14 protein-coding genes are annotated in these 15,991 nt (G+C 28.7%); 4 read left to right on the forward strand and 10 right to left on the reverse strand.

From position 1 onward, the window contains the following. Nucleotides 1-298: 298 nt before the first annotated feature. Complete coding sequence (locus CLFE_RS23920; protein ID WP_077892992.1) at nt 299-2,884, reverse strand: Ig-like domain-containing protein; 2,586 nt, start codon at nt 2,882-2,884, stop codon at nt 299-301. A 97-nt stretch (nt 2,885-2,981) separates the two neighbouring features. Continuing rightward, on the reverse strand, nt 2,982-5,570 hold the full coding sequence (locus CLFE_RS23925; RefSeq protein WP_077892991.1) for an Ig-like domain-containing protein: 2,589 nt from the start codon (nt 5,568-5,570) through the stop codon (nt 2,982-2,984). 963 nt (nt 5,571-6,533) lie between these two features. Between CLFE_RS23925 and CLFE_RS23930 the strand changes: the two genes are divergently transcribed. From CLFE_RS23930 to CLFE_RS23940, 3 genes are all read left to right on the forward strand, one after another. Beyond that, nucleotides 6,534-7,283 carry a ParA family protein gene (locus CLFE_RS23930; protein WP_077892990.1) on the forward strand — a complete coding sequence of 250 codons (750 nt, stop codon included), beginning with the start codon at nt 6,534-6,536 and terminating at the stop codon, nt 7,281-7,283. Between the two features lie 160 nt (nt 7,284-7,443). After that, nucleotides 7,444-7,731 (forward strand): RepB family protein, encoded by a 288-nt coding sequence (locus CLFE_RS23935; protein WP_242951586.1) that lies wholly within the window; start codon nt 7,444-7,446, stop codon nt 7,729-7,731. A 372-nt stretch (nt 7,732-8,103) separates the two neighbouring features. Continuing rightward, on the forward strand, nt 8,104-9,108 hold the full coding sequence (locus CLFE_RS23940) for a replication initiation protein (RefSeq protein WP_077834790.1): 1,005 nt from the start codon (nt 8,104-8,106) through the stop codon (nt 9,106-9,108). Nucleotides 9,109-10,144: 1,036 nt separating this feature from the next. Here CLFE_RS23940 and CLFE_RS23945 read toward each other — a convergent pair. From CLFE_RS23945 to CLFE_RS23960, 4 genes are all read right to left on the reverse strand, one after another. Beyond that, nucleotides 10,145-10,762, reverse strand: coding sequence for a hypothetical protein (locus tag CLFE_RS23945; RefSeq protein ID WP_077834791.1), 618 nt, complete (start codon nt 10,760-10,762; stop codon nt 10,145-10,147). Between the two features lie 332 nt (nt 10,763-11,094). Further along, the gene (locus CLFE_RS23950) at nt 11,095-11,691 is read right to left on the reverse strand and encodes a hypothetical protein (RefSeq protein ID WP_077892988.1); all 597 of its coding nucleotides are present in this window, start codon (nt 11,689-11,691) and stop codon (nt 11,095-11,097) included. 315 nt (nt 11,692-12,006) lie between these two features. Next, nucleotides 12,007-12,222 (reverse strand): DUF2922 domain-containing protein, encoded by a 216-nt coding sequence (locus tag CLFE_RS23955; RefSeq protein ID WP_077893226.1) that lies wholly within the window; start codon nt 12,220-12,222, stop codon nt 12,007-12,009. A 19-nt stretch (nt 12,223-12,241) separates the two neighbouring features. Beyond that, entirely contained in the window at nt 12,242-12,460 is a 219-nt protein-coding gene (locus tag CLFE_RS23960; protein ID WP_077834794.1) for a DUF1659 domain-containing protein, read from the reverse strand. A gap of 237 nt (nt 12,461-12,697) precedes the next feature. On the opposite strand from CLFE_RS23960, the gene CLFE_RS23965 reads away from it, so the two are divergent. After that, complete coding sequence (locus CLFE_RS23965) at nt 12,698-13,459, forward strand: bifunctional helix-turn-helix transcriptional regulator/GNAT family N-acetyltransferase (RefSeq protein ID WP_077893224.1); 762 nt, start codon at nt 12,698-12,700, stop codon at nt 13,457-13,459. A 148-nt stretch (nt 13,460-13,607) separates the two neighbouring features. On the opposite strand, the gene CLFE_RS23970 is transcribed toward CLFE_RS23965, so the two are convergent. The 4 genes from CLFE_RS23970 to CLFE_RS23985 all read right to left on the reverse strand — a co-directional run bounded on the left by CLFE_RS23970 (nt 13,608) and on the right by CLFE_RS23985 (nt 15,872). Next, a complete protein-coding gene (locus CLFE_RS23970; RefSeq protein WP_077893223.1) occupies nt 13,608-14,162 on the reverse strand; it encodes a sigma-70 family RNA polymerase sigma factor in 555 nt (184 codons plus the stop codon). Between the two features lie 19 nt (nt 14,163-14,181). Beyond that, complete coding sequence (locus CLFE_RS23975) at nt 14,182-14,340, reverse strand: YvrJ family protein (protein WP_077851517.1); 159 nt, start codon at nt 14,338-14,340, stop codon at nt 14,182-14,184. 91 nt (nt 14,341-14,431) lie between these two features. Beyond that, nucleotides 14,432-15,274 carry an HAD family hydrolase gene (locus tag CLFE_RS23980; RefSeq protein WP_077893222.1) on the reverse strand — a complete coding sequence of 281 codons (843 nt, stop codon included), beginning with the start codon at nt 15,272-15,274 and terminating at the stop codon, nt 14,432-14,434. Between the two features lie 19 nt (nt 15,275-15,293). Further along, on the reverse strand, nt 15,294-15,872 hold the full coding sequence (locus CLFE_RS23985) for a site-specific integrase (RefSeq protein ID WP_077851516.1): 579 nt from the start codon (nt 15,870-15,872) through the stop codon (nt 15,294-15,296). Nucleotides 15,873-15,991 lie beyond the last annotated feature (119 nt).

Genomic DNA, 15,991 nt, shown 5'->3' on the forward strand with positions numbered 1-15,991 from the left:
TTAAAGCGTTTACATTATTCAATCCCTTGATTTAAGCTATTTCTCATAACTCTATTCTTTTTATTTAAAATAATAACTTAAATAAAACTACTGCTAAATCAAATAAAAAAGTAAATTTAGCATTTACTTTTTTATTAAAAATATAGGACCACAAAACTATTTTATAATTTTGTAGTCCTACATATATATGTTGCAATGAAGTTTTTAATTTGTGGCTTCTAAAATATCACTTCTTAATAGGTTCAACTCTAAGATGTTTTTAAAGTCAAAAGGTATTAGAACTTTCTAAGCTTATATATCAATACATTAATTTAACCAAATTACTTCCGTCTAAATTCATTTTATACCAAACACTATTGCTATCCTCATAGTATATATAATTTTCAAATATATTTATAAATTTATTTGTTATGCTATTTGAAATTAAAAGAGAATTTGAGCCGTTTAAATCTGTTCTATAAAGCTTTGTTGCATCCTTATAGTATATAAAATTATTATAGCCAGTTACATAGTAGTCAGTAACGGTTAATATTTTAGTATCTATTAATGTGTTTAAATCAACCTTATGAAGATAATCATCATCATAGGCCTCATAATATAAACTTCCACTACTTATAAAATAGTTAGTATTCCAGGTATATCCTATTAATGTGTTATTTTGATAACTTCCATCTAAAACTAATTTATTAATAGACCAATTATTAAGATCTAAATAATAAATAGCTCCATTGTATAGATACATCTTATATATATTTCCACTCAATATTTGAACTCTATTTTGACCATTAGTATCTACCTTATAGGCTGATCTACCACTTATATAATAAACTGCTCCGTTGTAGTAATTAATACTTGTAGCATCATCAGTAGTAAGTGTTTTCATGGTACCATTTGAATCTACACTTGTAAGCTTATTATTATAGTTAGTATAAACCACATTCGAATCTGTTGAGTCATCAGCTGTTCTATAAAACTCACTATTATCAACATTAGCTTTAGGATAATTATCTGCGTCCCACTCTGCTTTATCAATGGTATGATCTGCAAGCATTTGTTTATCAGATAAATTAAAATACTTATGATTTAAATCTAAGGATGTGTTGTTTTGTGCTACAGGATCATCCCAGGTAGCATCTACTTGATAATAGTTTCCATCATCTAATTTTACAATATTCCAAGCATGATCAAGTGCGTAGTCTGTTATCATACCTGTTGGTATTCCTACTAAATTACACATAATTTTAAAAGCTTCCGCATACCCCTGACACACTGCTCTATGATTAATAAGGGCTCCATAAGCGGTATAAATATCATAAGATACGTTATTAGTTGTAAATACAGCTGTTTCATACTGAGTATTGGCAACTATATAATCATGTATAGCAAGTTCCTTTTGAACCTGTGTCATATTTGGATTAATTATACTACTTAAAATAGTATTTGCACTTTGAAGTGCCTGAGCTTCCTTCAAATTATTAGTCCCAACAGAAACTGATACCGCAGCTGTTTTGTTTCCATCTTCAGTTGTAGCTGTAATCACTGCATTTCCCACAGAAATAGCTGTAACTTTACCACTGTAATCTACAGTTGCCACATATTCATTGGAAGATGTCCATTTTATATTTTTATTTGTTGCGCTTGTAGGTAATATTGATGCTACTAAATTATCTGTATCACCTACCTTTAAACTACTTGAAGCTTTATTTAAGGTTATAGATTGTACATCTACTTTTTTTACTATCCTTATTCTTAATGCTTCAACCCTAAGTCCTTTGCCATTTGTTCCAGCTTCGGCTCCATCTTGTGTCCAAGCTTGCCAACCTACATTCTGCACATGTGCCTGATACTGTACTGTATAATCTGGCATATTTACAAGCTTAATTTCCATTGCCTCGATTCTAAGTCCTCGTCCATCTGTTCCTGCCTCAACCCCGTCAGAAACCCAAGGTTGCCAGCCTACATTCTGCACATGCGTTCTATAGGTTATTTGAGCTCCAGCTGGTGCATTTAAAAGCTTAATTTTTAAAGCTTCAACTCGAAGAGACTGTCCATCTGTTCCTACCTCGCCTCCATCTTGTACAAAATCTTGCCAACCTATATTCTGTACGTGTGCACTATAGCTTACACCCAAATCTCCAGGATCTACAGTAACAGCACATGAGGCTGTTTTATTCCCATCAATTGATGCTGCTGTAACTGTTGCAGTTCCTTGTTTAAGAGCTGTAATTTTGCCATTAGCATCAACAGCTGCTACCGTAGAATCTGAAGAAGTCCAATTTAAATTTTTATTGGTAGCATCCACTGGATTAAATACAGCACTTAACTGATCTACTTGTCCTGCTTTTAATTCATCTGAAGTCTTGTTTAAGGTTATGGACTGAACCGATGTCTTTTTAACTATTCTTATTTTCAAAGCTTCAACTCTAAGAGATTGTCCATTTGTTCCTGCTTCAGCTCCGTCTTGTACCCAAGCTTGCCAGCCTATATTTTGTACATGCGCTTGATACTGTACTATATAATCTGGCATGTTTATAAGCTTTATCTCTAAGGCTTCAATTCTAAGACCTTGTCCATCTGTTCCTGCCTCTATTCCATCTTGAGTCCAAGCCTGCCAGCCTATATTTTGTACATGCGTTCTATAGCTTATTTGCGCTCCATTTGGTGCATTATTAAGTTTAATTTTCAGTGCTTCAACTCTAAGTCCACGTCCATCTGTTCCTACCTCAGAACCATCCTGAACAGGAGCTTGCCAACCTACATTTTGAACGTGCGCTTCATAGGAAACTCCTACTTCATTTGTATCTGCTTTAAAATTATTACTTAAATAGAACATTGTAAAAATAAAGGAAAGGACAATTATTAATACTACATTTTTTCTTTTCATCTTAGTCCTCCATGAAACGTATTTCTTTTTATATCGATTTTTTTACTGGTTTACTGTACACTAGAAAGCAAAAAAAGATTGGGCTAACCCAATCTTTTTAAATATTTATACTAATTAAATTGTTTCCATCTAAATTCATTCTGAACCAACTGTTATCATCATCACGATAATATATATATCCCATATATACCTGTATCCATTGCACGATATTACTTGATATAAGTTTTAGATTTCCGCCACTTAAATCGGTTCTGTAAAGCTTATTTGAATCTTTATAGTATATATAGTCGTTATAATTAGTTATATTATAATCAGAAACCTTTAATATTTCCTTATCAGAAAGTGTACTTAAATCGATTTTATTAAGACCTAAATGGTCAGTTGTTTCATAATATAAACAACCATATTTTATAAAAAAGTTAGAATTCCAAGTGTATGCTACTATACTATCTTTATTGCTATTATTTTGCCAATCTAATTTAACTCTATGAATAGCCCAATCATTACTTCCAAGATAATAAATATCTCCGTTATATAAATACATTTTTGAAGCTTTACTTGCTATCTTAACTTTACTCTGCCCATTAGTATCTATCCTATATATACAATCGTTGCTTATATAATATAAAAGTCCATTGTCATAAATGATATTTTTTGCATCATCATTTGATATTACCTTAACATTTCCCTTTGAATCTACTCCAGAAAGATTTCCCTCATAGCTTGTATAAACCATATTATTATCAGCAGCTTCTCCTGTAATCGAATAGAATTCACTATTATCAACTGAAGCAACTGGATAAGCGTATGTGTCCCATATATTTTTATCAATAGCATGATCTGCAAACATTTGCTTATCTGATATGTTAAAATATTTATGACTTATATCAGAAACATCTTGATTAAAGTAAAGAGGATCATCCCAAGTTACATCTACTTGATAGAAATTTCCATCATTTAATTTAACAGTGTTCCACTCATGATTAATTGTATAATCAACTACTGTTCTTGTTGGAATATCTTCTAAATTGCACATTAATTTGAAAGCTTCTGCATATCCAGCACATACTGCCTTGTGATTTAAAAGAACCCCATAAGAAGTATAATCACTAGCTGGTACATCCGTAGTTCTAAATATATCCGTATCATATTGAGTATTTGCAACTATATAATCATGAATAGCAAGTTCTTTTTCAAGCTGTGTCATATTAGGTTTTATTATCTTACTTAAAACCTCCTTTGCAGTACTTAAAGTTTCATTTTCTTCATTACTACTGCCATTTACATTAATAGTGCAGGAAGCAGTTTTATTTCCATCCTCACTAGTTGCCGTAATTACTGCTGTTCCCATGGAAAGTGCTCTAATATTACCACTATCAGTTACTACTACTACATTTTCATTAGATGACATCCACTTAACATTCTTATTGGTAGCTCCTATTGGTGAAATTGAAGCCTTAACACTGTCTACATTCCCTACACTTAAATTCAAAGAGTTTTTTTCTAGTTTTATAGACTCTACAGAAACCTTTTTTACAAGCTTTATTTTTATTGCTTCAATTCTAAGACCTTCACCTTCTGTTCCTGCTATAGAGCCATCGTAAACCCAATCTTGCCAGCCTACATTTTGTACATATGCTTGATATTGAACCATATAATTAGGCATATTTAGGAGTTTCATTTCCAAAGCTTCAACTCTAAGCCCTTGTCCTTCTGTTCCTGCCTCTAAACCGTCTTGTCTCCAATCCTGCCAACCTATATTTTGTACATGCGTTCTATATGATATTTGTGCTCCATCTGGTGCATTTACAAGCTTTATTTTAAGGGCTTCGATTCTAAGATCTTGGCCTTCCGTACCTGCCTCTAACCCATCTTGAGTCCAGTTTTGCCAACCTATATTCTGTACATGTGTACTATAGGTTATTCCTAAATCTCCGGGATTCACAGTAACACTACAAGTATCATTCTTTTCTCCATCAATAGAAGAAGCTGTGATTATTGCATTTCCTACCTTTAATGCTGTAATTTTTCCACTTTCATCTACGGATACTATATTAGCATTTGAAGATGTCCATTTTAAATTTTTATTGTTAGCATCTACAGGACTAAAATTTACACTTAATAAATCCTTATCTCCAACTTTTAAAGTATCAGATGCCTTATTTAATTTTATAGCCTGCACTACTGTATTTTTAACTATCTTTATTCTCAAAGCTTCAACTCTAAGTCCTTCACCCTCTGTACCTGCCTCTAATCCATCTTGAGTCCAGTCCTGCCAGCCTATGTTCTGTACATGTGCACTATACTCAACAGAATACCCCGGCATATTTACAAGCTTTATTTCAATTGCCTCAATTCTAAGGTTTTGTCCATCTGTACCTGCCTCTAATCCGTCTTGAGTCCAAGCTTGCCAACCTATATTTTGTACATGTGCCCTATACATTACTTGCGCTCCCTCAGGTGCATTTACAAGTTTTATCTTTAAGGCTTCAACCCTAAGTGCCTGTCCATTCGTACCTGCTTCTTGCCCGTCAAATACCCACGGCTGCCAGCCTATATTTTGAACATGAGCATCATAAGAAATTCCTACTTCATTAGAATCGGCTTTTATTACAGTTTTACCTGAACAAAAAAATATAAGTATAAGTGCAAGCCCAATACTTAAAACTATGTACTTTCGTTTCATAATGAGCCCTCCCTGAAACTTTATTTATTTTTTATGGTGCTACTACATATAACGCACTAAAATTCTTACATTATAACTCAGAATGTATTAGAATTTATGCGTTATATATACAAAAAAATATGTGATTTTATTATATACGCTGCAGAAAATATTATAACTTTCTCAACTTATTATTAACCATCAAACACTCTTATCAAATTCACAATTTATTTGTATTTACCCATTTACACCGATTCTAGCGAGTTTTTTTATTATAAAACGTATTCATAATTGATTTATTGCTATTATAAACCTTTTTCACGCTTTTAAAACCATTAATACCATATATTTAAGATATCATTTTTTTTAATATTATACAATCCTAGAATATCTAAGTCTGATATAAAAAAATAGTTCATAATTCAACATAATCAATAATTCTAAGTTTTTTGACAATTTATAAAAAATGTTATTTATAGTGCATGTTACTGATAATGCTTTAATGTTTACGTTTACTTTTTTTGATTTTATCAATCTCCCTTTTATGTAATTCAACATTTTGTATAATATTTAAATTCAATATAGTATGGTATATTGGGGTTATAGTTAACCTTTAACCTTGATATGTTATACCGTAAAATTTTTCCATAAGCATAAATGATTTTTCTTCTATATAATGTAGTTATTTTTTTATGTTATATATAAATATCACTACTTAACAGGTTCTACTTTATGATATTTTAAAAATAATAAGGTATTAGAACTTTCTAGACTTATATATAATGTTGAAAAAATTTAAAATGGATAGAATTTATAAAAGGCTGCATATATATAAATATTTATATAACTCATAGCCCTAAATCTTAATATTAATATTTAGTATTAATATAAAGTGCTAAAATATAGTATTTATATTATTAAAAATGTGTTACAATTATATTTAGAAAAAACTTCTTAGTTTTAAATAAAAAGGTCGGTGATAATATGGCTACTGTAATAAGCATAATTAATGTTAAAGGTGGGGTTGGCAAAACAACTACTGCAATTAACTTAGCTGGTGAAATGGCAAAAAAGAAAAAAAAGGTCCTTTTGATAGATAACGATAGTCAAAGTAATATAACTCAAATACTGAATATAAACTGTGAATTTAATTTATATGATCTTTATACAAATAATAAAGTTGGTTTTGAAGATTGTATAGAATCTCATAATCCATATATATATGTACTTTCAAATACTATAGATAGTGCTATCCTAGAAAGTATGCTTACAAATAAAATGAATAGAGAAAGTATTCTAAAAAATAAATTTCTAAAATTTAATAACGATTTTGACTTTATTATAATAGACAACTCTCCTTTTCTAGGCATAACTGTTCAAAACAGTCTTGTAATGAGTGATTATTTTATAGAAGTAATAGACAACTCTACAAGTGCTCTTCAAGGATTAAACATGGTTAATAAAGTCGTAGAAGAAATGAACGAAAGCGGTCTTAACCCAAATCTTAAACTTTTAGGTATATTAAGAAATAGATTTGAAAGACGAACTGTTTTTAATAAACAATTTGATGAAGTAGTACAAGAAGAACTTAAAGGGAACTTATTCCAAACTATAGTTTATAGTAGTGTTAAATATAAAGAAGCAGCAGCACTCCATAGAACTATACAAGAATATGATGTTGAACGTAGTAAGGTTTATGGTGCTTTATATAAAGAAGTACTAGCTAGACTTTAGGGTTAATATTAAGTACTAAAACATAACATTAATGTTTTATATTACTTTTTTGCATTAAGTTATAGTATTAAAACTAAAATTCAACTTAACATTCAATTAGTAATATTATAACTAGTATTAATACATAGCTTTAGTATTAAGGACGAAGGTGGTATATAAAATGAAAAATAATTTTAAAGAAAGCATAAAAAATAATATCAAAACAGAGGTTTCTGAAAGTAAAGAGGATTTAAAAGAGGATTTACCTGAAGTTACAGTAGCTAAAGAGGGTAAATTTAAAATATCTAAGAAAAAAGATGAGAAATCCATAAAAAAGACTTTTAATCTTTACATGAACGAAAATTTGGTTAAAGAATTAGATCAAATATGCAAAAAAACAGGTTACAGCAGAAATGAACTCATAAATAAAATGTGTGATTTTTGTGTAAATAATATAGATTTTGAATAGATTAAAAGACTAAAACTCCGTATAGATTAGCTATATGGAGTTTTAATTTTAACTATTACTAAATGAATGCTTTAAATTACAACAACTACAGTATTGTTGTAATAATAGTATATACAACAATATAGTAAAGATAGTAGGGTTGATGTTAAGCTAGTGATTTCAATGGGTACGAGCTTTTAAATGTTACCAAATGAATGTGCTATTATTACTAAATGAATGTTAATAACTTTTCAACTATTACTAAATGAATGCGGAACTGTTACCAAATGAATGTGGAACTATTACTAAATGAATTGTTACTGTTACTTGTATATAGTAACAGTTATAGTTATAATATTAATATGCTTATTTAGCTTAGAAGGTGGTAATACGATGAAAAAAAAATTAGTAGCTATGCGTCCTGAAAAGCTCATTGAAGCTAGATATAATTTAACTTCAAAGGAAAATGATATTATAGACATGATATTAAATACAATAAAGGACGATGGGAAACATGTTTATAAAATAGATATAGAAAAATATAAGAATTTATTTGTGTCAGGTTCAACTAATGTGTATAGAGATATAAAAAAGGCTACCAAGGATTTATTTACAAAACACAATAAATTTATAATAAAAGATAAAGCGTTAGGAAAAGAATTTTATTTTACTTGGTTTAGTATGCTTAATTACAATGACAAGGATGGATCTATCTATTTTGAAATAGGAGAAACTTTAAAGGCAGCACTTCTTGAAATGAAAAAAAGAATTTATTATGAGCTTCAATACACTTTAAATTTTAGGAGTATATATTCTAAAAGGATTTACTATATGCTTAAATCCTTTTCGGATACAGGTTGGAGAATTGACAATATTGATGATTTGCAATACAAATTAAATTGTCCACCAAGTTATAAAAATTATGCTGTATTTAAAAATAAGGTTTTAGTTCAAGCACAAAAAGAAATCAATGGAAGCGACATATCCTTTGATTTTACGCCTATTAAAACAGGAAAAAAAGTTACAGGTATCAAGTTTCTAATAAAAGACACTAATACAGTTAAGGTGAAGAATGAAGTAGCATGTACTAGCGCAAAAGAAAATGATAAAGCAAAAGAAGTTCAGGAAATATTTAAAAATCATGAAATAACTAAAAAAGAAGCTGAAGGTATTTTAAAAGAAAGTGGCGGAGATCTCAATGTTATACGAAATTGTTATACATATGCTCTAAACAAGAATGTAAAAAATATAGTTGGATACATAAGAACTCTAGTAAAGGATTTCAAAGAACCAAAAGCTAATGTGGTAGTTGATAATTTTAATAATTATGGTCAAAGAAAATATGATTTTGAAAAGATTGAAAGAGGTCTTTTAGGTTGGGAAGACGACGAAGATTAAGGATATAAGTGCATCAAGTGTGTTTAAAAATTTTAAATATTACTAAATGAATGTTCAACTGTTACTAAATGAATGTTTTAATCTTATTTTGTTTTACCGTAAGAAAAAATGTCACTATATAGGGATTTAAAAAGAAATTTTGTAAAAAAAAATCAAAGTAAAGTCTATTTAAATGTTACTAAATGAATGCTGAAAAAGTTAATGACTTAAGATGATTTAAGAAAAATAAAATACATATTGTTTTTTATTTTGAATAATAGAATATATATAATTCGCTTTTTAAGCTACCTATTAGGCCCATATGCAGGTCTTTTAATGCTTTTAGTATTAGGAGTACAAATATTAATTAAAAATCAATACAGGGGCTTTTAAGTGGGTAAAGTGCATTTTGAGTAAGTTATAATGAATAATAGAATACATTTAAGGGCTGAGATCAGGTTTTTAGGTGGGTTTATACAAGAGTAATACGGATATATATAAATCCTAAGTTTAAGGGTTTACTTTGATTTTAGGATAAAAACGTTTATGGGGTACACTAATGGTGTACCCCATAAAATTTCTAAAGGCGCTGTAGTAGACACTTTTATACGAGGCTTATGTGATTTTTAGAATAGCTTTGTAGTAAACCTCCTAGTTAATTTAATGATGCTGTTTAAATAAATCTTATAACTAAGTCAACAAGGTAAATTATGTTCACTTAAAGGTATTGAGTAAAATCCATTGGTGAAAAAATATGTAGTTTTGAGTTTTATTTTAGTATACTGAAGTGTCAAATAATTGAAACAAGATTGTGTTGAGGTCTTCTATATTATAGATATAATACAAAGGGTTAGGATTATATTTAATATAAATATTAGGGTTATATATTAATTTATAATATAAGTATATAGTATTAATATATAACCCTAATGTACCTGTTTGTTTAATTTTTGTATTATGAATATATTTAGAAAGAGTATGGCAATAAACTTGCAAAACAGTTCTGCCATACTCAAAGACTATCATAGGAGGCTGATAATTTAAACTAATCTTAGCTTTAAGCTAAATCAAATAGATCAAAATTATAATCTACAGTAAACTTACCTGTGCCTACATTTTCACCTAAAATTATAGTTAAATAACTTTGTCCTTCATAATTTATTCTAGTGAGAGGTGACAGGGTAGCTGCATCAAAGAATTCTTGTTCTATAAAAAAGTCAGATATAGCAACATAAATAGATGGGTTTATAGAAAAGTTTAATTTATTATCAGGTCTTATAATAGCTGAAAAAAGAGGTTTTGAATCCTTTAGAACAACACCTTGAACTTGAGAATTGGTTGAATTGTAAATATTCATAGTATTATCTGTAGGTGCTGTTAGGCTAGAAGATTTTATATCAAGACCTTCGGCATTATCATAAATTTCATAACTATTATTATAATCAGTTTGTATTAATTTTGTTTTATAAACGGTGTTATCGTCGTCTTTTCGGCCCTGTGCTTCAATGCTTAAAGGAAGTGTAGTATAAAATTGAGCACCTGGTGCTATATGGCTATTTTCCCAAGCACCAACTTTGAAGTTTTTAACGTTTAAATTTATATCTTGTTGGTAAAGCATAAAAAACTCTGTAGTTTTAAGATTACTTATCACCCTAATATTAAGATCAGTAGCCAAGTATATCTCCTCGCTTTTCTTTTGTTTTAGGTCACAACATTAATGGCTTGCTAATGCTTGTCCCTTTATCATAATATGCATCTTAATAAAATTTGTTACAGATAAATTATTGTTATAATATTATATATTGGTACTTTATATCAATATTATATATTAATATTATTAATTGGGGTTAAATATTAACCTCTTGTATTATAAATATTAAAACTAAGTTTGCAATAAAGTTCTTACCTTTTGACTTTTAAAACAGCACTAATTAATAAGTTAGAAGTTAGTATATTTTAAAAGTCAAAAGGTATTAGAACTTTCTAAGTTTATTTTACTCTAAATAATTAATCAAAATTGTAGGATATTTCAATGCGACCATTTGAATTATTTTCATTTAAAATTATATTTACGTTTTTTTGATTTTTAAAATCTATTTTAGTAATAGGAAATAGTGAAGAAACATTAAAGAAGGTTTTATTTAGAGGAAGATCAAGTAAAGAAATATAAAGTGAAGGAAGAACTATAAAATTTAGCTTACTATTAGGACGAAGTTTAGCAGCAAAAAGCGGACGTGAATTTTTTGATATTAAAGACCATACTTTAAAATCTGTTGAATTGTACAGATCAATAGTATTATTTTTTGGAGTTTCTAAAAATGAGGACTGTATGTCAAATGCATTTTCATTCATATAAAATTCAAAGCTTTCATCGAAATTTACAGGCAGAAGCTTTGTTTTGTATATGATTTTATTTTCTTCAATTTTTCCTTGAATTTCAAAATTTGAAGGCAGCTTTGTATAGAAATGAGATCCAGGTGCGATATATGCTTGCTGCCAAGCAGCGATTTTTAAATCTTTAGTATTTAAATTTATATTTTGTTGATATAAAACAAAAAGTTTTGTGCTTTTAAGTTTACTAATTATACAGATATTAAGATCCATAAATAATACACTCCTCTAGGTATTTTGTTAAAAGCTTGTACAATTATAAATATATAATAAATGCCTTATATTAGAATATGTTATATGATATAAAAAGTTGCAAATTTCATTTTTACATTATAGGGTTAAGTGTTGATACATAATATCAGGGTTATATATTATATCTAAAACTAATTTATAACCTTAATGTTAGAATAAGACTAAAATATTTGTTATAATATTAATACTATATTTTAGCCCTATAATTATATATATATATTAAGTATTAGGTTTAAAACAAAACAAAGTGCATCTAAAAGATGCACTTTGTTTTTTCTATTGAAGTAAATCTGTAGTAGAAGTTTCTAATAAATTAGCAGATACAACTTTTTTTAAGGTACCACCGGTTGAAGTAAATATACCTTTAGAGATTATATCTGAGCTTAAGGTTTTTACTTGATCTGATGTTACACTGTCACTTATATTAGGTATATTTACACTAACATTTTTACCAGCTTCGTTTGAAAATTTTAATTTAAGTGTTTTTGCCATGTTTTATCACTCCTTTTATTTAAGCATTTAACTTAGAATTATCTACAGTATTGATAGCAGTTACAGATACAGATAGAAGTTTTGAGATTTCATTAGCAATAGAATAAAGATCATCTAAAGTTGCAGCAGTATTAATATTTTTTAAATTAATACTTTTTGTTACTTGTTTGCCCTTTGCATTTTGTGAAGCGTAGCTTAAAGAAAGTTGTCTTTTGTATATACTTGAGGTTGCAGCCATAAAACATCATCCTTTCATTTATTAATAATCAAGTTTCATCTATCTATTATTCTGTAGTAAGAAAAAGTGTACATGTAACTTAAAATTATTTAAAAGATTTTATTAGCATCTATAGTATGAATATGCAACCCTAATGTGTAATATTAGGGTTACATACTAATATAAAGGTTTGATGTATACGCATATTTACAATAGTTGACTAAATCAAGTAGTTTCAGAGAAGGGAAGTAGTATACGGTGGAAAAGCAATATAGTGAGGTATTAAAGATAAGAGAATTTAATAGATTCTATACAAATATTCTTGGACTCTTGAATCAGGGTATATTAAATACTGAGTATTCATTGACAGAAGCAAGAGTACTTATTGAAATAAGTGAAAGAAGAGAATGTACGGCTAACAATCTAATAAGGGAATTATATATTGACAAGGGATACATAAGTAGGATTTTAAAAAACTTCGAAAATAAAAATTTAATAAAAAAAGAAAAGAGTTTTGAGGATAAAAGATTTACAATTTTAAAGCTGACTCCAAATGGAAAAGAAGTTTTAGAAGAGCTTCAGAAAAAATCTAATCTGCAAATTTTTAAATTAATACAAGATTTGAGTTTTATTGAAAAAGAAAAATTAATGAAATCCATGAAAACTATAGAGAGTTTACTAAAGATAGAAGAAAAAAATGTGATTATTAGAGATTATACTTCAGAAGATTTGAATTATATAATAAAAAAGCATAAAGATATTTACAGTGAAGAGTATGGTTTTTCTAGCATATTTGGTGACTATGTTGAAAAATATATAAGAAAATTTGAAAAAGTTCATGATGAAAATAAAGAAAACATATGGATTGCAGAATGTGATGGGAAAATAGCAGGTGCTATAGCTTTAGTTAAGGGTGAAGAAAGTTTTTCGGCTCAACTTAGATGGTTTTTGGTAGATCCAAGTTTTCGTAGAAATGGAATTGGTAAGATGCTTATAAGAAAACTTTTGGATTTCAAATAAAGGAAACTAGTATAAATACAGATTGGACAACAGGTAAGGTGGTTGAGGAAAGATGGGAATTGATATTATAACCCTATGCATCAACCCTCAACCATAACCTTAATGCTAAATATTAAAACTATATATAGGGTTATAATCTAAAGCTACTCTAATTGAGCTGATTTTTTAGTTTAGTTAAGGCTCGGTTTTTTCGTCTGAGGCATGTCCGATAATTAACACCAGATTTCTGTGAATATTCTATAGAAGAGTAACCTAAAAAGTAAATGTGATCAATGATATCTTTTTCATCCTTGCTTAAATAACTTAAAGCATTTTCTAAAGTAAAGGATTTAAATGAGTTAGTAGTATCTATGAGCATATCTTGGAAGGTGCAACTTTCGTCTGAAACTTTGCAGTTTAGGCTAAGTTCTGATTGAAATTTTACCTGAGTTCTTACTTTACAATAAAGGTTGTTTTTTATAGAATTCATGGTATAGGCAGTAAAGTTATATTTTTTTATATCGCATTTTTTTATGGACAACAAAACTGTAAGTTTACATTCGGCATATAAATCATTTTTGTCAAAGTTCTTAATGTATATTTTTTTAGCAAAATTTTTTATAAAGGGATCAAAATAATCTATGACTTTATTTAAGGCTAGAGAATCGCCACAGCGAGATTTAAGAACTAAAAGCTTTAGGTTTTCATCAGATAAATAATTCATAAAAAACCTCCCTTTATATTTATTTTTTTATGCTTGAACTGTTTATGGTATTTGTGAGACTATTTATAGAAGTGGTGAGGGCTTCAATTTTGCCTTCTATTCTAACTAAAAGATAAATAGATACGGCTATGGGAAAGCCAACGTTGCCTATAAGACTTACTATATCAGAAGAGTTCATAACATCACCTCCAGAAAATATACATAGGGAAACTAAAAATAAAATAGCTTCCCTATAGTTCTATTATTCAGGAGTTTAAAAAAGTGTACCCTTAGTTTATTAAATTATATTTTTTAAAGCTGTTATAGATTCCATTATTATCATGAGTATCTGTAATGTCATCTGCAACATTTTTTAAATTCTCATTAGCATTGCCCATAGCCACACCGACTTGTACAAACTTTAACATTTCAATATCATTAGAACCATCGCCATAAGCCAGGGTATCTTCTTTATCTATATTGATATGGTTTAGTAAATTTTCAATAGCTAGGGCTTTGTGAATACCTGGAATTGATAACTCACCGCTATTTTCTCCAAAGGCTGGAACAGTGCAGTGTATTACATTGAACTTATCTTTAAATTCCTCTTTTATAACCTCAATAGATATAGAGGAATTTAAAAAGGATATTTTATTTATATCATCACGTATTAGGTTTTCGCCTTCAATTAAAGTATTTATAAAGGGAAGCATGCCTTCCTCTAACTCTTTTTTTGTTCTATCATCTAAATCTGGAGAGTTAAAAATAATACTATTTAAATGCTTTTTACAATTCTTACTTGCAAATAGTCCACCGTTTGATTCTAAATAAAAGTCAATATTATTATCATCGAAATATTTAACCAAATGCTTAACATCCTCAGGCATAACTTTTTTATGCATAAGTACTTTATTTTCAAATTCAATATATCCACCGGCAGCAGCTATAATTCCGTCAAAACCTATATCCATAATGTGATCAAATAATTCTGCTTTAGAACGGCCTGTACATAAAAACACATAGTGTCCATTTTTTCTTGCATTTTTTATAGCAAGTGAAGCTGATTTTGGTACAATTCCATTATCGTTTACGAGGGTACCATCTACATCTAAAAATATTACTTTTCTCTTCATTTGTTATTCCTCCTAGTATTTAGAGTTCTACAAGTCTGTACACATCATCAATATCATCCTGAGATATGCCTAGATATAATTTGGTTATACTTTGGTTTGAGTGATTAAAAAGCTCCATTAAAATAGGTATAGGAACGCCCTTTTTCCAGGAGTGATAGCCAAAGGTTTTTCTTAAACTATGACAACCTATTCTTTCTTTTATACCAACACTAGTACAAGAATTTTTTATTATTTTAATTGCCATAAATCTTGTAATTGGTTTATTGTGGCCTTCACGGCTTTTAAATACAAAATCGGAGCCAAGTACAGCTTTTGATTCATTCTTTAACTTTTTTAGAGCAAGCTTAGCATTATTATTTAGAAGAAATTTTTTCTCTTTTCCTGTCTTTTTTTCAACTATATAAACATGAGACTTAAAACTGTCCTCATAAAAGTCAAATACATCCTTCCAGGTTAAATTTAAAATATCTGAAATTCTAAGTGCAGTATTTAAGCCGAAAGCTACAAGAGCATAGTTTCTTATGTTTCCTGCACCTAAAAGGTAATTTTTTAAATCTCTTATTTTTTTTTCGGATCTTATAGGTTCAACTCTGTTCATTGTTATCATCCTTTTGCATAAAGATTGAGATTTTATATAAATATTATAACCTATAAAGCTTTTAGTTAAAATAAAAAAATACAGCCTGTACCTTAATAAAAATAAGGTACAGGCTGCAA

Source organism: Clostridium felsineum DSM 794 (assembly GCF_002006355.2).
Classification (GTDB): Bacteria; Bacillota; Clostridia; order Clostridiales; family Clostridiaceae; genus Clostridium_S; species Clostridium_S felsineum.

Excerpts from the sequence above, each read along its gene's own strand:
- CLFE_RS23920 (WP_077892992.1), bottom strand. The coding sequence starts at position 2,884 with ATGAAAAGAAAAAATGTAGTATTAATAATTGTCCTTTCCTTTATTTTT.
- CLFE_RS23925 (WP_077892991.1), bottom strand. The coding sequence starts at position 5,570 with ATGAAACGAAAGTACATAGTTTTAAGTATTGGGCTTGCACTTATACTT.
- CLFE_RS23930 (WP_077892990.1), top strand. The coding sequence starts at position 6,534 with ATGGCTACTGTAATAAGCATAATTAATGTTAAAGGTGGGGTTGGCAAA.
- CLFE_RS23935 (WP_242951586.1), top strand. The coding sequence starts at position 7,444 with ATGAAAAATAATTTTAAAGAAAGCATAAAAAATAATATCAAAACAGAG.
- CLFE_RS23940 (WP_077834790.1), top strand. The coding sequence starts at position 8,104 with ATGAAAAAAAAATTAGTAGCTATGCGTCCTGAAAAGCTCATTGAAGCT.
- CLFE_RS23950 (WP_077892988.1), bottom strand. The coding sequence starts at position 11,691 with ATGGATCTTAATATCTGTATAATTAGTAAACTTAAAAGCACAAAACTT.
- CLFE_RS23955 (WP_077893226.1), bottom strand. The coding sequence starts at position 12,222 with ATGGCAAAAACACTTAAATTAAAATTTTCAAACGAAGCTGGTAAAAAT.
- CLFE_RS23960 (WP_077834794.1), bottom strand. The coding sequence starts at position 12,460 with ATGGCTGCAACCTCAAGTATATACAAAAGACAACTTTCTTTAAGCTAC.
- CLFE_RS23970 (WP_077893223.1), bottom strand. The coding sequence starts at position 14,162 with ATGAATTATTTATCTGATGAAAACCTAAAGCTTTTAGTTCTTAAATCT.
- CLFE_RS23975 (WP_077851517.1), bottom strand. The coding sequence starts at position 14,340 with ATGAACTCTTCTGATATAGTAAGTCTTATAGGCAACGTTGGCTTTCCC.
- CLFE_RS23980 (WP_077893222.1), bottom strand. The coding sequence starts at position 15,274 with ATGAAGAGAAAAGTAATATTTTTAGATGTAGATGGTACCCTCGTAAAC.
- CLFE_RS23985 (WP_077851516.1), bottom strand. The coding sequence starts at position 15,872 with ATGAACAGAGTTGAACCTATAAGATCCGAAAAAAAAATAAGAGATTTA.